General features: G+C 62.5%; 13 protein-coding genes. 6 read left to right on the top strand and 7 right to left on the bottom strand.

Annotated elements, in window-relative coordinates:
• Positions 1–12: 12 nt before the first annotated feature.
• Both leuS and ACLIKD_RS15415 read right to left on the bottom strand, forming a co-directional pair.
• Positions 13–2,718 (bottom strand): leucine--tRNA ligase, encoded by a 2,706-nt coding sequence (leuS, locus tag ACLIKD_RS15420; protein ID WP_428825757.1) that lies wholly within the window; start codon positions 2,716–2,718, stop codon positions 13–15.
• A gap of 288 nt (positions 2,719–3,006) precedes the next feature.
• Positions 3,007–3,363, bottom strand: coding sequence for a hypothetical protein (locus ACLIKD_RS15415; RefSeq protein ID WP_226417126.1), 357 nt, complete (start codon positions 3,361–3,363; stop codon positions 3,007–3,009).
• Positions 3,364–3,610: 247 nt separating this feature from the next.
• Here ACLIKD_RS15415 and ACLIKD_RS15410 point away from each other — a divergent pair, with 247 nt between their 5' ends.
• Positions 3,611–5,752, top strand: coding sequence for a UvrD-helicase domain-containing protein (locus ACLIKD_RS15410; protein WP_428825756.1), 2,142 nt, complete (start codon positions 3,611–3,613; stop codon positions 5,750–5,752).
• Between the two features lie 285 nt (positions 5,753–6,037).
• On the opposite strand, the gene ACLIKD_RS15405 is transcribed toward ACLIKD_RS15410, so the two are convergent.
• Positions 6,038–6,868 (bottom strand): DUF2971 domain-containing protein, encoded by an 831-nt coding sequence (locus ACLIKD_RS15405; protein ID WP_428825755.1) that lies wholly within the window; start codon positions 6,866–6,868, stop codon positions 6,038–6,040.
• Between the two features lie 248 nt (positions 6,869–7,116).
• Positions 7,117–7,572 carry an NAD(+)--rifampin ADP-ribosyltransferase gene (gene arr, locus ACLIKD_RS15400; RefSeq protein ID WP_428825754.1) on the bottom strand — a complete coding sequence of 152 codons (456 nt, stop codon included), beginning with the start codon at positions 7,570–7,572 and terminating at the stop codon, positions 7,117–7,119.
• A gap of 473 nt (positions 7,573–8,045) precedes the next feature.
• On the opposite strand from arr, the gene ACLIKD_RS15395 reads away from it, so the two are divergent.
• The 3 genes from ACLIKD_RS15395 to ACLIKD_RS15385 are packed head-to-tail and all read left to right on the top strand — an operon-like array spanning position 8,046 to position 10,980.
• Positions 8,046–9,020: a quinone oxidoreductase family protein gene (locus tag ACLIKD_RS15395; RefSeq protein ID WP_428825753.1), complete on the top strand. Its 975-nt coding sequence runs from the start codon at positions 8,046–8,048 to the stop codon at positions 9,018–9,020.
• A complete protein-coding gene (locus ACLIKD_RS15390) occupies positions 9,017–10,342 on the top strand; it encodes a TAXI family TRAP transporter solute-binding subunit (protein ID WP_428825752.1) in 1,326 nt (441 codons plus the stop codon). Before ACLIKD_RS15395 ends, ACLIKD_RS15390 begins: the two co-directional genes overlap by 4 nt.
• The gene (locus tag ACLIKD_RS15385; protein ID WP_428825751.1) at positions 10,339–10,980 is read left to right on the top strand and encodes an AAA family ATPase; all 642 of its coding nucleotides are present in this window, start codon (positions 10,339–10,341) and stop codon (positions 10,978–10,980) included. Before ACLIKD_RS15390 ends, ACLIKD_RS15385 begins: the two co-directional genes overlap by 4 nt.
• A 9-nt stretch (positions 10,981–10,989) precedes the next feature.
• Here ACLIKD_RS15385 and ACLIKD_RS15380 read toward each other — a convergent pair whose 3' ends face one another.
• The 3 genes from ACLIKD_RS15380 to ACLIKD_RS15370 form a co-directional block, all read right to left on the bottom strand.
• Positions 10,990–12,171, bottom strand: a complete 1,182-nt coding sequence (locus ACLIKD_RS15380) for an acyl-CoA dehydrogenase (RefSeq protein WP_428825750.1) — start codon at positions 12,169–12,171, stop codon at positions 10,990–10,992.
• Between the two features lie 48 nt (positions 12,172–12,219).
• The gene (locus ACLIKD_RS15375; RefSeq protein WP_428825749.1) at positions 12,220–12,816 is read right to left on the bottom strand and encodes a DUF1415 domain-containing protein; all 597 of its coding nucleotides are present in this window, start codon (positions 12,814–12,816) and stop codon (positions 12,220–12,222) included.
• Between the two features lie 91 nt (positions 12,817–12,907).
• Positions 12,908–13,816, bottom strand: coding sequence for a LysR substrate-binding domain-containing protein (locus tag ACLIKD_RS15370; RefSeq protein ID WP_428825748.1), 909 nt, complete (start codon positions 13,814–13,816; stop codon positions 12,908–12,910).
• 104 nt (positions 13,817–13,920) lie between these two features.
• Between ACLIKD_RS15370 and ACLIKD_RS15365 the strand changes: the two genes are divergently transcribed.
• Complete coding sequence (locus tag ACLIKD_RS15365; protein WP_428825747.1) at positions 13,921–14,637, top strand: pirin family protein; 717 nt, start codon at positions 13,921–13,923, stop codon at positions 14,635–14,637.
• A 42-nt stretch (positions 14,638–14,679) separates the two neighbouring features.
• Positions 14,680–15,234: a flavodoxin family protein gene (locus ACLIKD_RS15360; protein WP_428825746.1), complete on the top strand. Its 555-nt coding sequence runs from the start codon at positions 14,680–14,682 to the stop codon at positions 15,232–15,234.
• The last annotated feature ends 10 nt before the right edge of the window (positions 15,235–15,244 follow it).

Raw genomic sequence — 15,244 nt, 5'->3', positions numbered from 1 at the left:
GGCAAATTTTCCTTAAACGACGATATTGACCAGACGGCCGGGCACGACGACGACCTTCTTGGCCGGCTTGCCGTCCATGAACTTGACGGCCCCTTCGCTGGCCAGCGCGGCGGCTTCGATGCTCGCCTTGTCAGTCTCGGCGGCAACCCGGATCGAACCGCGCAGCTTGCCGTTGACCTGGACCATCAGCTCGATTTCGTCCTGTTTCAGGGCGGCCGGGTCGGCTTTCGGGAAAGCCTGGACGCCGGCATCCTGACCCGGCTTCAGCTCGGCAAACAGCGCCTGGCCGATATGCGGCACGATGGGGAAGAGCAGCAGCGCAATGCTTTCCAGCGTTTCCTGGGCCAGCGCCCGACCAGCGTGGTCGGCCAGATCGGTCTTGTCGAATGCGTTCAGCAGTTCCATCACCGCGGCAATCGCCGTGTTGAACTGCTTGCGCCGGCCGTAATCGTCGGCCACCTTGCCCATCGTCTGGTGCAGCTTGCGCCGGAGGTCGGCCTGGGCGGAACTCAGGCTGTCGTTGCTGGTGCTGGCGGCGACCAGGCCGGTCTGGACGTGATCGTAGGTCGTCTTCCACAAACGACGCAGGAAGCGGTAAGCGCCTTCGACGCCGGCGTCGGACCACTCCAGCGACTGGTCGGGCGGCGAGGCGAACATGATGAACAGACGGGCGGTGTCGGCCCCGTACTGGTCGATCAGCGCCTGCGGATCGACGCCGTTGTTCTTCGACTTCGACATCTTCTCGGTGCCGCCGATCACCACCGGCTGGCCGTCGGCCTTCAATGTGGCGCCCAGCGGACGGCCGCGCTCGTCGGTCTTGACGTCCACGTCGGCCGGGTTGATCCACTGTTTCTTGCCGCCATCGAGATCGCGGTAGAAAGTAGGGGCGACGACCATGCCCTGGGTCAGCAGGTTGGCGAACGGCTCGCCGAGATCGCCGATCAGGCCGACATCGCGCATCAGCTTGGTGAAGAAGCGCGAATACAGCAAATGCAGGATGGCGTGCTCGATGCCGCCGATGTACTGGTCGATGCCGCCCTTGCACCAGTACTGGACGCGCTCGTCGACCATCGCCGTGGCGTTGTCCGGGCAGGCGTAGCGCAGGAAATACCAGGACGACTCGAAGAAAGTGTCCATGGTGTCGGTTTCACGCCGGGCGTCACCGCCGCACTTCGGACAGGTGGTTTCGTAGAACTCCGGCATGCGGGCCAGCGGCGAGCCGGCGCCGGTGATCTCGACGTTCTCCGGCAGCACGACCGGCAACTGGTCGTCGGGCACCGGCACGTCGCCGCAGGTCTTGCAATGGACGATCGGGATCGGGCAGCCCCAGTAGCGCTGGCGGGAAATACCCCAGTCGCGCAGGCGGAACTGCACCTTCTTGTCGCCGAGATCCTTGGCGGCAAGGTCGGCGGCGATGGCGTCAACGGCGGCTTGATAGCCGAGGCCGTCGTATTTGCCGGAATTGACGCAAACCCCCGACTTGCTTGCGTACCACTCCTTCCAAACTTCCGCATCAAAATCGGCGTCCGATTCAGCCAAAGACGTTTCGAGAAACTTTTCGCCTTCACTCATTGAACGATGACGTCGAGTGTCGGCGGTCGCATGTTGGAACGCAGCATCTACCTTGGCAGCGTCGATCACCGGCCTAATCGGCAGGTGGTATTTGTTGGCAAAGGCGAAATCGCGCTCGTCGTGCGCCGGCACGGCCATCACGGCACCGTCGCCGTAGCTCATCAGCACGTAGTTGCCGACCCAGACTTCGACCTGCTCGCCGGTCAGCGGATGGCTGACGTAGATGCCGGTCGCCATGCCCTTCTTTTCCATCGTCGCGATATCGGCTTCGGCGACGCCGCCTTGCTTGCATTCCTCGATGAAGGCGGCGAGTTCGGGATTGTCCTGGGCGGCGCGGGTAGCCAGCGGGTGTTCGGCGGCGACGGCAACAAAGGTGACGCCCATGATGGTGTCGGCGCGGGTGGTGAATACCCACAGCTTTTCATCCGGGTTGTCGGCGAGCGGGAAGGCGAAACGGACGCCGGTGCTCTTGCCGATCCAGTTTTTCTGCATCAGGCGGACCTGTTCCGGCCAGCCGGGCAGGTTGTCCAGTTCGCTCAACAACTCTTCGGCGTAGGCGGTGATCTTCATGTAGTACATGGGGATCTCGCGCTTCTCGATCAGCGCGCCGGAGCGCCAGCCGCGGCCGTCGATGACCTGTTCGTTGGCGAGCACGGTGTGATCGACCGGGTCCCAGTTCACGGTGCCGAGCTTCTTGTACACCAGGCCCTTTTCGTAGAGGCGGGTGAACAGCCACTGTTCCCAGCGGTAGTACTCGGGGGTGCAGGTCGCCAGTTCGCGCTCCCAGTCGATGGCAAAGCCGAGCGACTTGAGCTGCTTCTTCATGTAGGCGATATTTTCGTAGGTCCACGCGGCCGGCGGCACGTTGTTTTGCAGCGCTGCATTCTCGGCCGGCATGCCGAAGGCGTCCCAGCCCATCGGCTGCATGACGTTGTAGCCCTGCATCTTGTGGAACCGCGAAAGGACGTCGCCGATCGTGTAGTTGCGCACGTGCCCCATGTGCAGCTTGCCCGAGGGGTAGGGGAACATGGACAGGCAGTAATACTTGGGCTTGCTGCTGTCTTCAATGGCGCGGGCGGCGCCGGTCTGGTCCCAGTGAGTCTGGGCGGCGCGCTCGATGTCGGCCGGGGTGTATTTGTCCTGCATGGGCATTTGCTGAATTCGGTCGCTGAAAAACGTTGAGTAACCGTTGATTATACCGGTTGAAGCCGGGCAGCGAGCCATGCAGGAAAAGCGCCAAAAGCGCTCGGTGTTGCGAAGGGAGTGTGTGGTCGGCCCGTTCGCTCAGGCAGGACGATGCTTCAGGCGAAGGCCCGCCGGCATCGCGCCATGAAAAACGGCAGACCGGGCGCCTGGCGCCAGTGCTGGCCGGACGGTTGGGGCGGGACCTGCACGTACCCGCGCCAACCGTCGATCGGTATCAGCGTCGCCCGGTCAGGCGGCTTTTTTTTCCGAGTACATCGTTTCCCAGGTGCTTTGCCAGTAGCGGTAGGCATTTTGCGCCGCCATCAGCGAAAGCAGGGACATCCGGGTTTGGTGGTGCCACATCCACGACAGGCGGGGTGCCGGCGTCAGGTTGTATTCCGGCGTATCGCCGACTTCGTCTTCGACAATGGCGAGGAAACGTTCGACGGTCAGGCCCCAGTATTCGGAACCTTCGGCCTTGCCGACCAGATATTCGGCTTCCGACAGGGCGCGACGCCAGAGTTTGAGGGCCAGTTCATCGCTGATGCCGGCTTTCCGGGCGATCCAGGGCAGGATCTTCGGAGCGTTCATGCTTTTGTTGTCCATGCTGTTTCTCCTGTTGCTTCGTGGTGGTGACCACTTATTGCTTTGTCCGCCTTGTGGGCAAAAAGTTTTGTGCACTGCAATATATTTTTTGCCAAGTATACTTGGCCTGTTTTTGCAGAGCGTGAAAAAAGTCCGGTTTGAATTGCTGCGTTGCACAATAACAACAAATTGGTCTGACCATTTTTCAGGTGCTGCTTTTTTGGCGATCATTCTACGCCTTTAGTAATAATTTTTTGTGAATTAATTCATGTCTGATCTACTTGCCAATCTCAATCCTCCCCAGTTGCAGGCTGTCACCCTGCCGCCCGTGCATGCGCTGATTCTCGCCGGGGCGGGGAGCGGCAAAACCAGGGTGTTGACGACGCGTATCGCCTGGCTGATGTCGACCGGTCAGGTCGGGCCGCACGGCATTCTGGCCGTGACCTTTACCAACAAGGCGGCCAAGGAAATGACGGCGCGCCTGTCGGCGCTGGTCCCGGTGAACACCCGTGGCATGTGGATCGGCACCTTCCACGGCCTGTGCAACCGGTTGCTCCGCGCCCACTACCGCGAAGCCGGGCTGCCGCAAACTTTCCAGATCCTCGATTCGGCCGACCAGTTGGCGATGGTCAAGCGCCTGCTGAAAAATCTCAACGTCGACGACGAGAAATATCCGCCGCGCGAACTCTGCTCCTTCATCAATTCCCACAAGGAGCAGGGCATCCGTGCCGCCCAGGCCGAGGCCTACGACAATTTCACCCAGAAGCGGGTCGAGCTGTACGCCGAGTACGAAACCCAGTGCAACCGCGAAGGGGTCGTCGACTTCGCAGAATTGCTGCTCCGCTGCTTCGAATTGCTGCAGCGCAACGAACCGCTCCGCACGCATTATCAGCAGCGTTTCCGCTACGTTCTGGTCGACGAGTTCCAGGACACCAACAAGCTGCAGTACGCCTGGCTCAAACTGCTGGCCGGCGGTGGCGCCAAGGTCTTCGCAGTCGGCGACGACGACCAGAGCATCTATGCCTTCCGTGGCGCCGAAGTCGGCAACATGCGCGATTTCGAGCGCGACTACGCTGGCGACAACATCATCCGGCTCGAACAGAACTACCGCTCGCACGGCAATATCCTGGCCGCCGCCAACGCGCTGATCAAGAACAACCGCGAACGCCTCGGCAAGAACTTGTGGACCGATGCCGGCGACGGCGAGCCGATCCGCGCTTTCGAAGCCTATTCCGATCTCGACGAGGCGCGTTTCATCGTCGAGGAAATCCGCGAACTGGTGCGCGATGGCGTGTCGCCAACGCAGATCGCCCTACTTTACCGCTCGAACGCCCAGTCGCGGGTGCTGGAAAACGAGCTGTTCACCAAGAACGTGCCGTACAAGGTCTATGGCGGCCTGCGCTTCTTCGAGCGGCAGGAAATCAAGCACGCGCTGGCCTACCTGCGCCTGCTCGGCAACCCGGACGACGACACGGCCTTCCTGCGCGTCGTCAATTTTCCGACCCGCGGGATCGGCGCCCGCTCGCTGGAAAACCTGCAGGCCACCGCCCACCAGATGAATTCCAGCCTCTACAACGCCGCCGCCTCGCTGACCGGCAAGGCCGGCCAGACGGTTGGTGCCTTCGTCCGGCTGATCGAAAGCCTGCGCCAGGAAACGCAGAACCTGCCGTTGCCCGAAATGGTCGAGCACATCATCGAGAAATCCGGTCTGGCCCAGCATTACCGGCTGGAGAAGGAAGGCCAGGACCGGCTGGAGAATCTTGACGAACTGATCAACGCCGCCGCCACCTTCGTCGACGACGAAGGCGCCATCGGCGAAGGCGGCGCGCTGGTTTCCTTCCTCACCCTGGCCTCGCTGGAATCCGGCGAACATCAGGCCGGCGAAGGCCAGGAAGCTGTCCAGCTGATGTCGGTGCATGCCGCCAAGGGCCTGGAATTCGATGTGGTCTTCATCACCGGCCTGGAACAGGGGCTGTTCCCGCACGAAAACTCGGTGAACCAGGGGCGCGAAGGGCTGGAGGAGGAACGGCGGCTGATGTATGTCGCGGTCACCCGCGCCCGCCAGCGGCTCTACGTATCCTGCGCCCAGACCCGGATGCTGCACGGCCAGACGCGGTACTGCGTGCCGTCGAGCTTCCTTGAGGAAATCCCGGAAAATCTGCTGCTCAAGCTCAACAAGAAGGCCGAAACCACCTCGGCCGTCCCGGCTTTCGGCTCGTTTGGCGGCGGCTATGCCGAGCCGAGCAGCACCGGCTTGCGCATCGGGCAGGCCGTCGAGCATGCCAAGTTCGGCCTCGGCGTCATCGTGTCGACCGAAGGGCGCGGCGCCGATGCCCGCGTCCAGGTCAATTTCAGCGGCCACGGCATGAAGTGGCTGGCCCTGGAATATGCCAAGCTGACGCCGGTTTGAGAGATGGTTGCAGGACGCGTCAGCTACCCGAAGAGAAGATCAGCTGGTTGTTTCAGGCAGTTGCGGGGTAAGGCAGCTTCGTGCCCAAAGCGGCAATTGCCCGCTCGAAGAAGCGGACGTTCAGGAACGCTCGCGGTAAGCTGCGCCGGAGTGCGAAGCACCGAGGGTATCCACAAGCGGAGCTAGTGGGTGTCGGCTTGACAAAATGGTTAGGCTGGTGGCAGTTGCTTCTGTGGTGACGTAGGCCATGAAGTTGTATTTATCCTAGTCGCGAGGAGGTGTAAATTAGCGGTATGTTGCGGAAGAGTGCCTTATTGCCACTGGACCGATCTCGTTTAGTGCTAGCGTGAGTTCAACATCCTGAGCGCTTACGAGAGCGCGAGGACCAAGCCAAATTTCGCTAATTACGTCCGTAGGCGTGGCAGGTAGGGGGAACTCAAAATGAGTGATGATTTGATGATTGGAGACACGCTGGCCAATCTTGTACGTAGTACCCATTGCCGTGTGTTTGTTGTTCGCATCAGTCATTAGTCTCGGCGTATGAATCAGGCGCCACTCTTTCTCTTCTCTGAAGGCCGGGTTCTTGAGCATAGGACTAATGCCAGCCATGTAGCATCCTAGAAGCTGATAATCTGGCCTCCCGCCTTCTGCAACACAGATATCTGGACTAGAGCACGCTCGTCCGAACAGGGTATCAACAATTCTGCGCTGCTCCTCGATGTCATAGGTTACCTCCCAAAGCGCTGTATTCATCTGAGGCACTATGTTCGTGGATGGAAGGTGGTTCTGTCTTGGAAAGATATCTGACTTGAAGCCTATCGCCACACCCATCCCGTCGCCCGCATATGCCCGCCATTGACTTAAAATATCTGGCTCGGTAGACAAGCAAAATATAAAAGGCTGGGGCCTGTTGAGGTTATAGCCTAGGGCGAACTGATTCCGGTCTTCATCGCTCATTGAGGCGTGTCTTTCGCGAAGAACCTGCTCCAGTAAGCGATCCGCCCAAACAACTTCATGCGAATCATTCATCTTTGATGCGTCACTGAGCCACACGGTTTTACCGTTGAGGATCGCGAGCAGCGTTTGTACTGTGCAGTAATGGTAAAGCGTATTCATAGCAGAGACCTAGCGTTCAAGGTGATTGGCGCTGCGCTGATTTATCGCGCTGCGTCCCCCCGTCCGAAGAGTTATAGTCAAGAACATTTGGGACGGCCGGTTTCCGATCCAGCGAATGCGTACTCCCGACCCAAAGCGGTAGTTGCCGGTCTTGAAAAACTGACCTTCAGGAACGTTTGACATGAGGGGCGGCCGAGGGCGATAGCCCTTGGACGTCCCCCTCGATTGATGGGTTAGGCTTCAACTCGTTAGTCTTCAATGATGGCAAGTCCGCGGCGCTTAAGCTCTTGCAATGAGTCCAGCATCTTGCGAATGTCCTCTTGTGCGTGACCCTGCCATTCCTTGACCACATCAATGACTCTGAGTGGATGCCGTGTGCGATAGGACTTTGTGGGATTGCCCGGAAAGCGTTTGTTGGTGAGGTTTGGATCGTCCTCGAATGCGCCGGTTGGCTCGACGATGTAGATGCTGCCTGGCTCTCCCGAGCCAGCGAACGCCACCGCAAGCTCAGCGCCCCAAATAGCGGGCTCCAGGAGACTTGAAAAGTAGATGTGGTGGAGAACCCGATCTTCATCGTAGTTGGAGACAAAGCCGGGCGACAGCAGGTCGCCGATCGATAGCTCAGCCTTCGTCCCGTGATAGAACGGGCCGCGCACATGTTCGCAGCTGTCGAAGGTGACTGGTTCCCAATGGTCGTCTGTCATGCTGGAAGGTCTGTTGAAGCCTAACAGTTATTAAACGGACCTGCTGGGTCCGTATATGAATTGATACACATACGCCGATTATGCATACGAAATAGCTTGCCCAGCAAGGAATTTGGCTTGGCTACGACCGTATAACAACTCCAATAATACGGACGTCAAGATGTCGGCTGGTATGTCCGCTATCGGGAGAAATCTTCACTGTCCGGTTGTGGCCGATTCCAGCCTTTTCAACCGGCAACTCCTATCCAACATTTAGTAAGTATCGCTGGCTAATTTTTCGCTGGAATCAAGGCTTGGGGCGTTGTGGAATGGGTCAGCATTTCCCTGCCGCGAGCTTGTTGCGGTCAACCGCCCCAAAGGGGCAAGAGTCCACATTGCCTGGTGTGTCCGGCGCGCTAGATCGCAGGCCGGCCGAGTGATAACCTCGGCCTTTCGCCGGAACCATCACCGATAACCAGCAAGGAGACTCCCCCATGAACCACGCCATTCGCATCCACCAGACCGGCGGTCCCGAAGTCATGTGCTGGGAAGAGGTGGCAGTTCCCGCCCCGGCCGCCGGTGAGGCGACCGTTCGTCACCATGCCGTCGGTCTCAATTTCATCGATACCTACCATCGCACTGGCCTCTATCCTTTGCCGCTGCCGGCCGGTATCGGTCTGGAAGGAGCCGGGGTGGTCGAGGCGGTCGGCGCCGGCGTCAGCGAGGTCAAGGTCGGCGACCGTGTCGCCTACGCCGGCGGGCCGGTCGGCGCTTATGCCGAGGCGCGCAACATTCCGGCGCATCGCCTGCTCAAGCTGCCGGACGCGATCAGCTTCGATACCGCGGCGGCCATGATGCTGCAGGGGCTGACCGCGGCCTATCTGCTGCGCCGCACCTATCGTGTCCAGCCGGGCGATGCCGTGCTGATCCACGCAGCGGCCGGCGGGGTCGGCCTGATCGCCTGCCAGTGGGCCAAGGCGCTGGGCGCAACGGTGATCGGCACGGTCGGTTCGACGGCCAAGGTGGAACTGGCCAGGGCGCATGGCTGCGACCATGTGATCAATTACAGCAGCGAGAATTTTGCCCAGCGCGTCCGTGAAATTACCGGCGGCGAAGGCGTGCCGGTGGTCTATGACGGCGTCGGCAAGGATACTTTTATCGGTTCGCTCGACAGCCTGCGCCCGCTCGGCATGATGGTCGCCTACGGCAACGCTTCCGGCCCGGTGCCGCCGCTCGATCTGCTGCTGCTGTCGCAAAAGGGCTCGCTGTTCGTCACCCGCCCAACCATCATGAACTACACCGCCCAGCGGGCCGATCTCGAAGCGCTGGGCAACGAGCTGTTCGACGTCGTCGCGGCCGGCCGGGTGCGCATCGAAGTCAATCAGACCTATCGGCTGGCCGACGCGGCCCAGGCGCATCGCGATCTCGAGGCGCGCAAGACGACGGGTTCGACCATTCTGTTGCCATGATGGGGCGGATCAAGGTCGGGCTCCTGTCGCTGCGCGACCTGTTCGCCACTGCCTGGTGGATCTTCCTGATCGTCGGCCTCGGGTTCGTCGTCGCCTATCAGTTCGTCCAGCCGGCGCCGCCGCGCACCATCGTCATCAGCACGGGCGGCGAGAGCGGCGCCTACTACCAGTTCGCCAAGCGCTACGCCGCCATTCTGGCGCGCAGCGGCGTCACGCTGGAGGTCAAGGCGTCGGCCGGTTCGCTGGAAAACATCGCGCGTCTGAAAAGCGACGAAGCGCAGATCGGCTTCGTCCAGGGCGGGGTCATCGAGCCGAAGAACGATCCGGACGAGGCCGACGACTCCGGCCTGCTTTCGCTGGGCAGTGTTTTCTACGAGCCGGTCTGGGTTTTCTATCGCGGCGACAAGCGGCTCGACCGCCTGACCCAGTTGCAGGGCAAGCGCATTGCCATTGGCCAGGAAGGCTCGGGCATTCGCCAGTTGGCGCAGCGCCTGCTCGAGGCCAACGAAATCCGGACCAACGACAAGCTGTTGCCGCTCTCTGGCCTGGTCGCCGCCGAAGAGCTGCAGCAGGGACGGATCGACGCCGCCTTCATCATCGCCGCCGAGAGCGCGCCGGTCGTTCAGGTGCTGCTGCGCTCGCCCGGCGTCAAGGTGATGAGCTTTGCCCAGGCCAACGCTTACCAGCGGCACTTTCCGTTCCTCACCCGGCTGACCTTGCCGCAAGGGGCGGCCGATCTGGTGCGCGATTTTCCGCCGGAAGATATCAAGGTCCTGGCGCCGACCGCCAACCTGATCGTCCGCGACGATCTGCATCCGGCATTGCAAACCCTGTTGCTGCAGGCGGTCAGCGAGGTGCACGGGAAGTCCGGCTTCTTCCAGAGCGCCGGCGAGTTTCCCGCCTACATGGATCAGTTGCTGCCGCTGTCGCCCGAGGCGGCGCGCTATTTTCAGTCTGGTTCGCCATTTCTCCAGCGCTATCTGCCGTTCTGGCTGGCCGTGCTGTTCGACCGGCTGATCGTGCTGCTGGTGCCGATCATCGCCTTGCTGATTCCGCTGCTCAAAGTGGCGCCGGCGCTCTACACCTGGCGCGTCCGCTCGAAGATCTTCCGTTCCTACGGCGAACTGAAGTTCCTCGAAGAAGATATCCGTCACCGTTTCGACCCGGCCAAGATGGCCGACTATCGCAGCCGGCTCGACGCTCTCGACGAAGAGGCGAGCCAGCTCCACGTACCGCTCGGCTTCTCCGATCTGGTCTATACCTTGCGCGAGCACGTCAATCTGGTACGCCACATTCTCGACAAGCAGGAAAATCCGACATGAAAGCCTTTCTCGTCGCCAATCCCAAGGGCGGTTCCGGCAAAAGCACGCTGGCGACCAATCTGGCCGGCTACTTCGCTGCCCGGCGGCATGACGTGATGCTTGGCGATATCGACCGCCAGCAATCGTCGCGCGAGTGGCTGGCCATCCGGCCCTTCTCGTTGCCCAGTATCGATACCTGGGATATCGGCCACGACAACATCCTGCGGCCGCCGAAAGGCACCAGCCATGTCGTGCTCGATACGCCGGCCGGGCTGCACGGCAAGCTGCTGGAAAAGGTGCTCAAGCTATCGACGCGGGTCATCGTGCCGGTCCAGCCGTCGATGTTCGACATGCTGGCGACCCGCCATTTCCTCACCGAATTGCTTTCCGAAAAGGCCGTGCGCAAGGGCAAGGCCGACGTCGCGGTGGTCGGCATGCGGGTCGATGCCCGGACCCGGGCGGCCGGCGAGCTGGAGCGCTTCTTCGCCACCTTCGACCTGCCGGTCCTGGCCTACCTGCGCGATACGCAGACCTACGTGCAGACTGCCGCCGCCGGCCTGACCATCTTTGATCTGCCGCCGTCGCGCGCCGAGCGCGATCTGGAGCAATGGCGGGCGATCATCGAATGGGCCGAAGCCGGCGAGGCGGCTGACGCCTAGCCGCGCCGCTCAGTTGGCGAAGGCGGCGATGCCGGTCTGGGCGCGGCCGAGGATCAGCGCATGGACATCGTGCGTGCCTTCGTAGGTATTCACCACTTCCAGATTGACCAGATGGCGGATCACGCCATAGGCATCCGAGATGCCGTTGCCGCCCAGCATGTCGCGCGCCGTGCGGGCAATGTCGAGCGACTTGCCGCAGGAGTTGCGTTTCATCATCGAAGTGATCTCCACCGAGGCGCTGCCGTCGTCCTTCATCCGACCGAGGCGCAGGCAGCCTTGCAGGGCGAGGGTGATTTCCGTCTGCATGTCGACCAGTTTCTTCTGGATCAGCTGGTTGGCGGCCAGCGGACGGCCGAACTGCTGGCGCTCAAGGGTGTATTGGCGGGCCGTGTGCCAGCAGAACTCGGCGGCGCCGAGGGCGCCCCAGGCGATGCCGTAGCGCGCCGAGTCGAGGCAGGTGAACGGCCCTTTCAGGCCGCGCACGCTGGGAAATTCGTTTTCCGTCGGGACGAAGACATCGTCCATGACGATCTCGCCGGTGATCGAGGTGCGCAGGCCGACCTTGCCGGCAATCGCCGGGGCCGAGAGGCCGGGCATGCCCTTGTCGAGCACGAAGCCGCGGATCTCGCCGGCATCGTTCTTGGCCCAGACGATGAAAACGTCGGCGATCGGCGCGTTGGTGATCCACATCTTGCTGCCGGACAGCCGGTAGCCGCCAGGTACCGCGCGGGCCCGGGTGATCAGGCTGCCGGGGTCGGAGCCGTGGTCCGGTTCGGTCAGGCCGAAGCAGCCGATCCATTCACCGCTGGCCAGTTTCGGCAGGTATTTCTGCTTCTGTTCCGGCGAGCCGAATTCGAGAATCGGCACCATGACCAGCGAGGACTGGACGCTCATCATCGAGCGGTAGCCTGAATCGACGCGCTCGACTTCGCGGGCGATCAGGCCGTAGCTGACATAGTTCAGGCCGGCGCCGCCGTGTTCGGGCGGGATGGTCGGGCCGAGCAGGCCGAGGGCACCCATTTCGCGAAAAATCTCGGGGTCGGTCTGTTCATGGCGGAAAGCCTGCTGCACCCGCGGCATCAGCCGGTCCTGGCAGTAAGCGCGCGCCGCGTCGCGCAGCTGGCGTTCTTCGGCGGTCAGCTGCGTCTCGAGCAGCAGCGGGTCTTCCCAGCAAAACGGGGTCTTGGCCATCGGTCGTCTCCTTGTGTGTTTGGCCGATTGTAATCAAGCCGGCCGGCTTCAGTCCTGGCCCGGCTCGTCCAGCCACAGGCGCCGCCAGCCGGCGTGGCCGAGTTTCTGCAGGGTTTCGATATTGCGCTCGAAAATATCGGCGGCATCCGGAAAGGCCGCCACGGCGCGGTCGATGCTCGCCTCGCGGAGCAGATGCAGGGTCGGATATGGGGCGCGGTTGGAATAATTGTCGATGTCGTCCGGGTCGCTGCCGGCGAATTCGTATTGCGGATGCAGGCTGGCGATCTGGAACACCCCGTCGAAACCGAGGTTGCGGATCAAGGCGTCGGCTTCGGCGAGAAAGAAATGGAAGTCGAGGAAATCCCCCAGCACCGCCGGGTGGATCAGTAGTGTCGTGTCGAGGGCTTCCGGCTCGGTGTCGGCCAGCAGCTGCAGTTCGTGTTCCAGTTCGCCGAGCAGTTCGTCGGCCGTTCGGGCGGCAGTGACGGCGTAGCGGATCTGTTTCTTGACGTGCACCGATTTGGCGAACGGGCAGAGATTGAGGCCGATCACCGCGCGCTCCAGCCAGTTCTGCGTGGCGGCAAGGATTTCGGCGGTGGCCGTCGGGTCGGTCGGCGGGAGCAAAACGGCGGGCAGGGCGGGCATCGAATTCCTTGGCAGTGGCCTGAGTGGCCGACAAGGATACCGCCAGAGGCCGCTATCCGGGCCAACGGCGCTTCGCCGGGCGGCGGAATGCTTACAAGCCGGCGGTCAGCGCGGCGATTTCGTCGTCTTTCGCCAGCTCCGCGAGAAACCATTGCAGCGCCTTGCCGGTATGCCGCGTCCGCCAGGCCAGGTAGTAGGGCATCGCCGGGCGCGGTTCGCTGAGTTCCTTTTCGAGCAGCCGGCCGGCGGCGGCTTCTTGCTCGGCCAGCCAGCGCGGCAGGTGGCCGACCCCGAGGCCGGCGGCCTGGGCGGCCGCCTTGGCCGGCATGTCGGGGACGCGCAGGACGTCCTGGCCTTCGAGCAGGCCGGAGGTGCGGGCGGTCAGTTCGCGCGAGGTGTCGGCGATGGCAATCGCCCGGTGGCGGATCAGTTGGCGCGGCGCAATCGGCTCCGGGCTGGTGGCCAGCGGGTGCTGCGGGGCGACCATGAAGAGCAGCCGGGTATGGCCAAGCAGGCGGTTGCTGATGCCGCTGCGCGCCGGCAGGTCGCCGGGCGCCCCGATCGCCAGGTCGGCCCGGCCGGTAGCCAGCGCATCCCAGACGCCGCCGAGCACTTCGTAGACCAGGTGGATCTGCGTGCTGTGGCCGGCGGCGTAGAAGCGGCCGATCGCCGGGTACAGCCGTTCGGCCGGAATGATCATATCGACGGCGATGCGCAACTCGCTTTCCCAGCCGGTGGCGATCCGTTGTACCCGGCGTTCCAGTTCGTCGGCGGCGCGCAGCAGGTGGCGACCGTCGTCGAGCAGTGTGCGGCCGGCCGGCGTCAGCGTGGCGCGCCGCCCTTCGCGGAGGAACAGCGCCAGGCCGAGTTCGTCCTCCAGCTTGGCGATGGCATGCGACAGCGCCGAGGGCACGCGGTGTAGGGCGGCCGCGGCGGCGGTGAAACTGCCGTGGCGTTCGATGGCGTCGAGCATGTGCAACAGATCGAGCGATATCTTCATGTGAATTTAATTGAACGATATGACCAAAACAATTCGCTGTTTTATTGCGAACTGTACGCCTACCATGGCAACTAAGCTATATCACAAATTCACAAGGAGTTCCCATGATCACCCTGCGCCCTTCCGGTGAACGCGGTTTCGCCGATCATGGCTGGCTGCTGGCTCGCCACAGCTTTTCCTTTGCCGAATATCACGACCCGGCGGAAATGGGCTGGGGCGCGTTGCGCGTCATCAACGAGGACCGGGTGGCGCCCGGCACCGGTTTCGGCACGCATGGCCACCGCGACATGGAAATCGTCACCTACATTCTTTCCGGCGCCCTCGAGCACCGGGACAGCCTCGGCCATGGCGGCATCATCCGGCGCGGCGAAGTGCAGCGGATGTCGGCCGGCAGCGGCATCCGGCACAGTGAGTTCAATCCCTCGGCGGACGAGGCCACGCATCTGCTGCAGATCTGGATCGAGCCGGCCCGCCGGGCGACGGCGCCGAGCTACGAGCAGCAGCCGCTGGCTATCGAGGAGATGCGCGGCCGCTGGCGGCTGGTCGCTTCGCCGGATGGCGCTGAGGGCAGCACGACCATCGGTCAGGATGCCCGGCTGTGGGCCAGCGTGCTGGGCCCCGGCGAGGCGATCGATGCGGTGCTGGCGGCCGGTCGTCTGGCGTATGTGCAGATGGTCCGCGGTCGCCTGACGCTGAACGGCCAAAACCTGGCCGCCGGTGACGGCGCCAAGATCGCCGACGAAAGCGAATTGCATTTCGTGGCCAGCGAGGAAGCGGAGTTCCTGCTTTTCGATCTGCCGCCGGTTGCCGCCGACGACTGATTTTTACCCCCGACTTTGTGTTCTAACCTAAAGGAAACAGAAATGACCCAGGTAGTTGTCGTCTATCACTCCGGCTACGGCCATACCCAGCGTGTTGCCCAGCAGGTCGCCCAAGGCGCCGCCGGCGAACTGCTCGCCATCGATGCCGAAGGCAATCTGCCGGAAGGTGGCTGGGACAAGCTGGCTGCCGCCGATGCCATCGTCTTTGGTTCGCCGACCTACATGGGCGGCCCGAGCTGGCAGTTCAAGAAATTCGCCGATGCCTCGTCCAAGCCGTGGTACTCCCGCCTCTGGCAGGACAAGGTGTTCGCCGGCTTCACCAACAGCGCCAGCCCGGTTGGCGACAAGGGCGCGACGCTGATGGCGCTGCAGACCCTGGCCTCGCAGCACGGCGGCATCTGGGTCAGCCTCGGCCTGCTGCCGAGCAACAAGAAAGAGTCGACGCGCAACGACATCAACAGCCTGGGCGGTTCGGTCGGCCTGCTGGTGCAGTCGCCGTCGGATGCCAGCGTCGAGGAAATTCCGCAGGGCGATCTCGATACCGCCAGAAGCTACGGACAGCGCGTCGCCGAAATCACCCGGCGGCTACGCGGCTAAGACAGTCCGG

Source organism: Azonexus sp. IMCC34842, assembly GCF_050368855.1.
In the GTDB taxonomy this organism is placed as follows: Bacteria; Pseudomonadota; Gammaproteobacteria; order Burkholderiales; family Rhodocyclaceae; genus Azonexus; species Azonexus denitrificans_A.
Note: the sequence above shows the minus strand (reverse complement) of the source record. Positions and strands in the feature narration are given on the sequence as shown.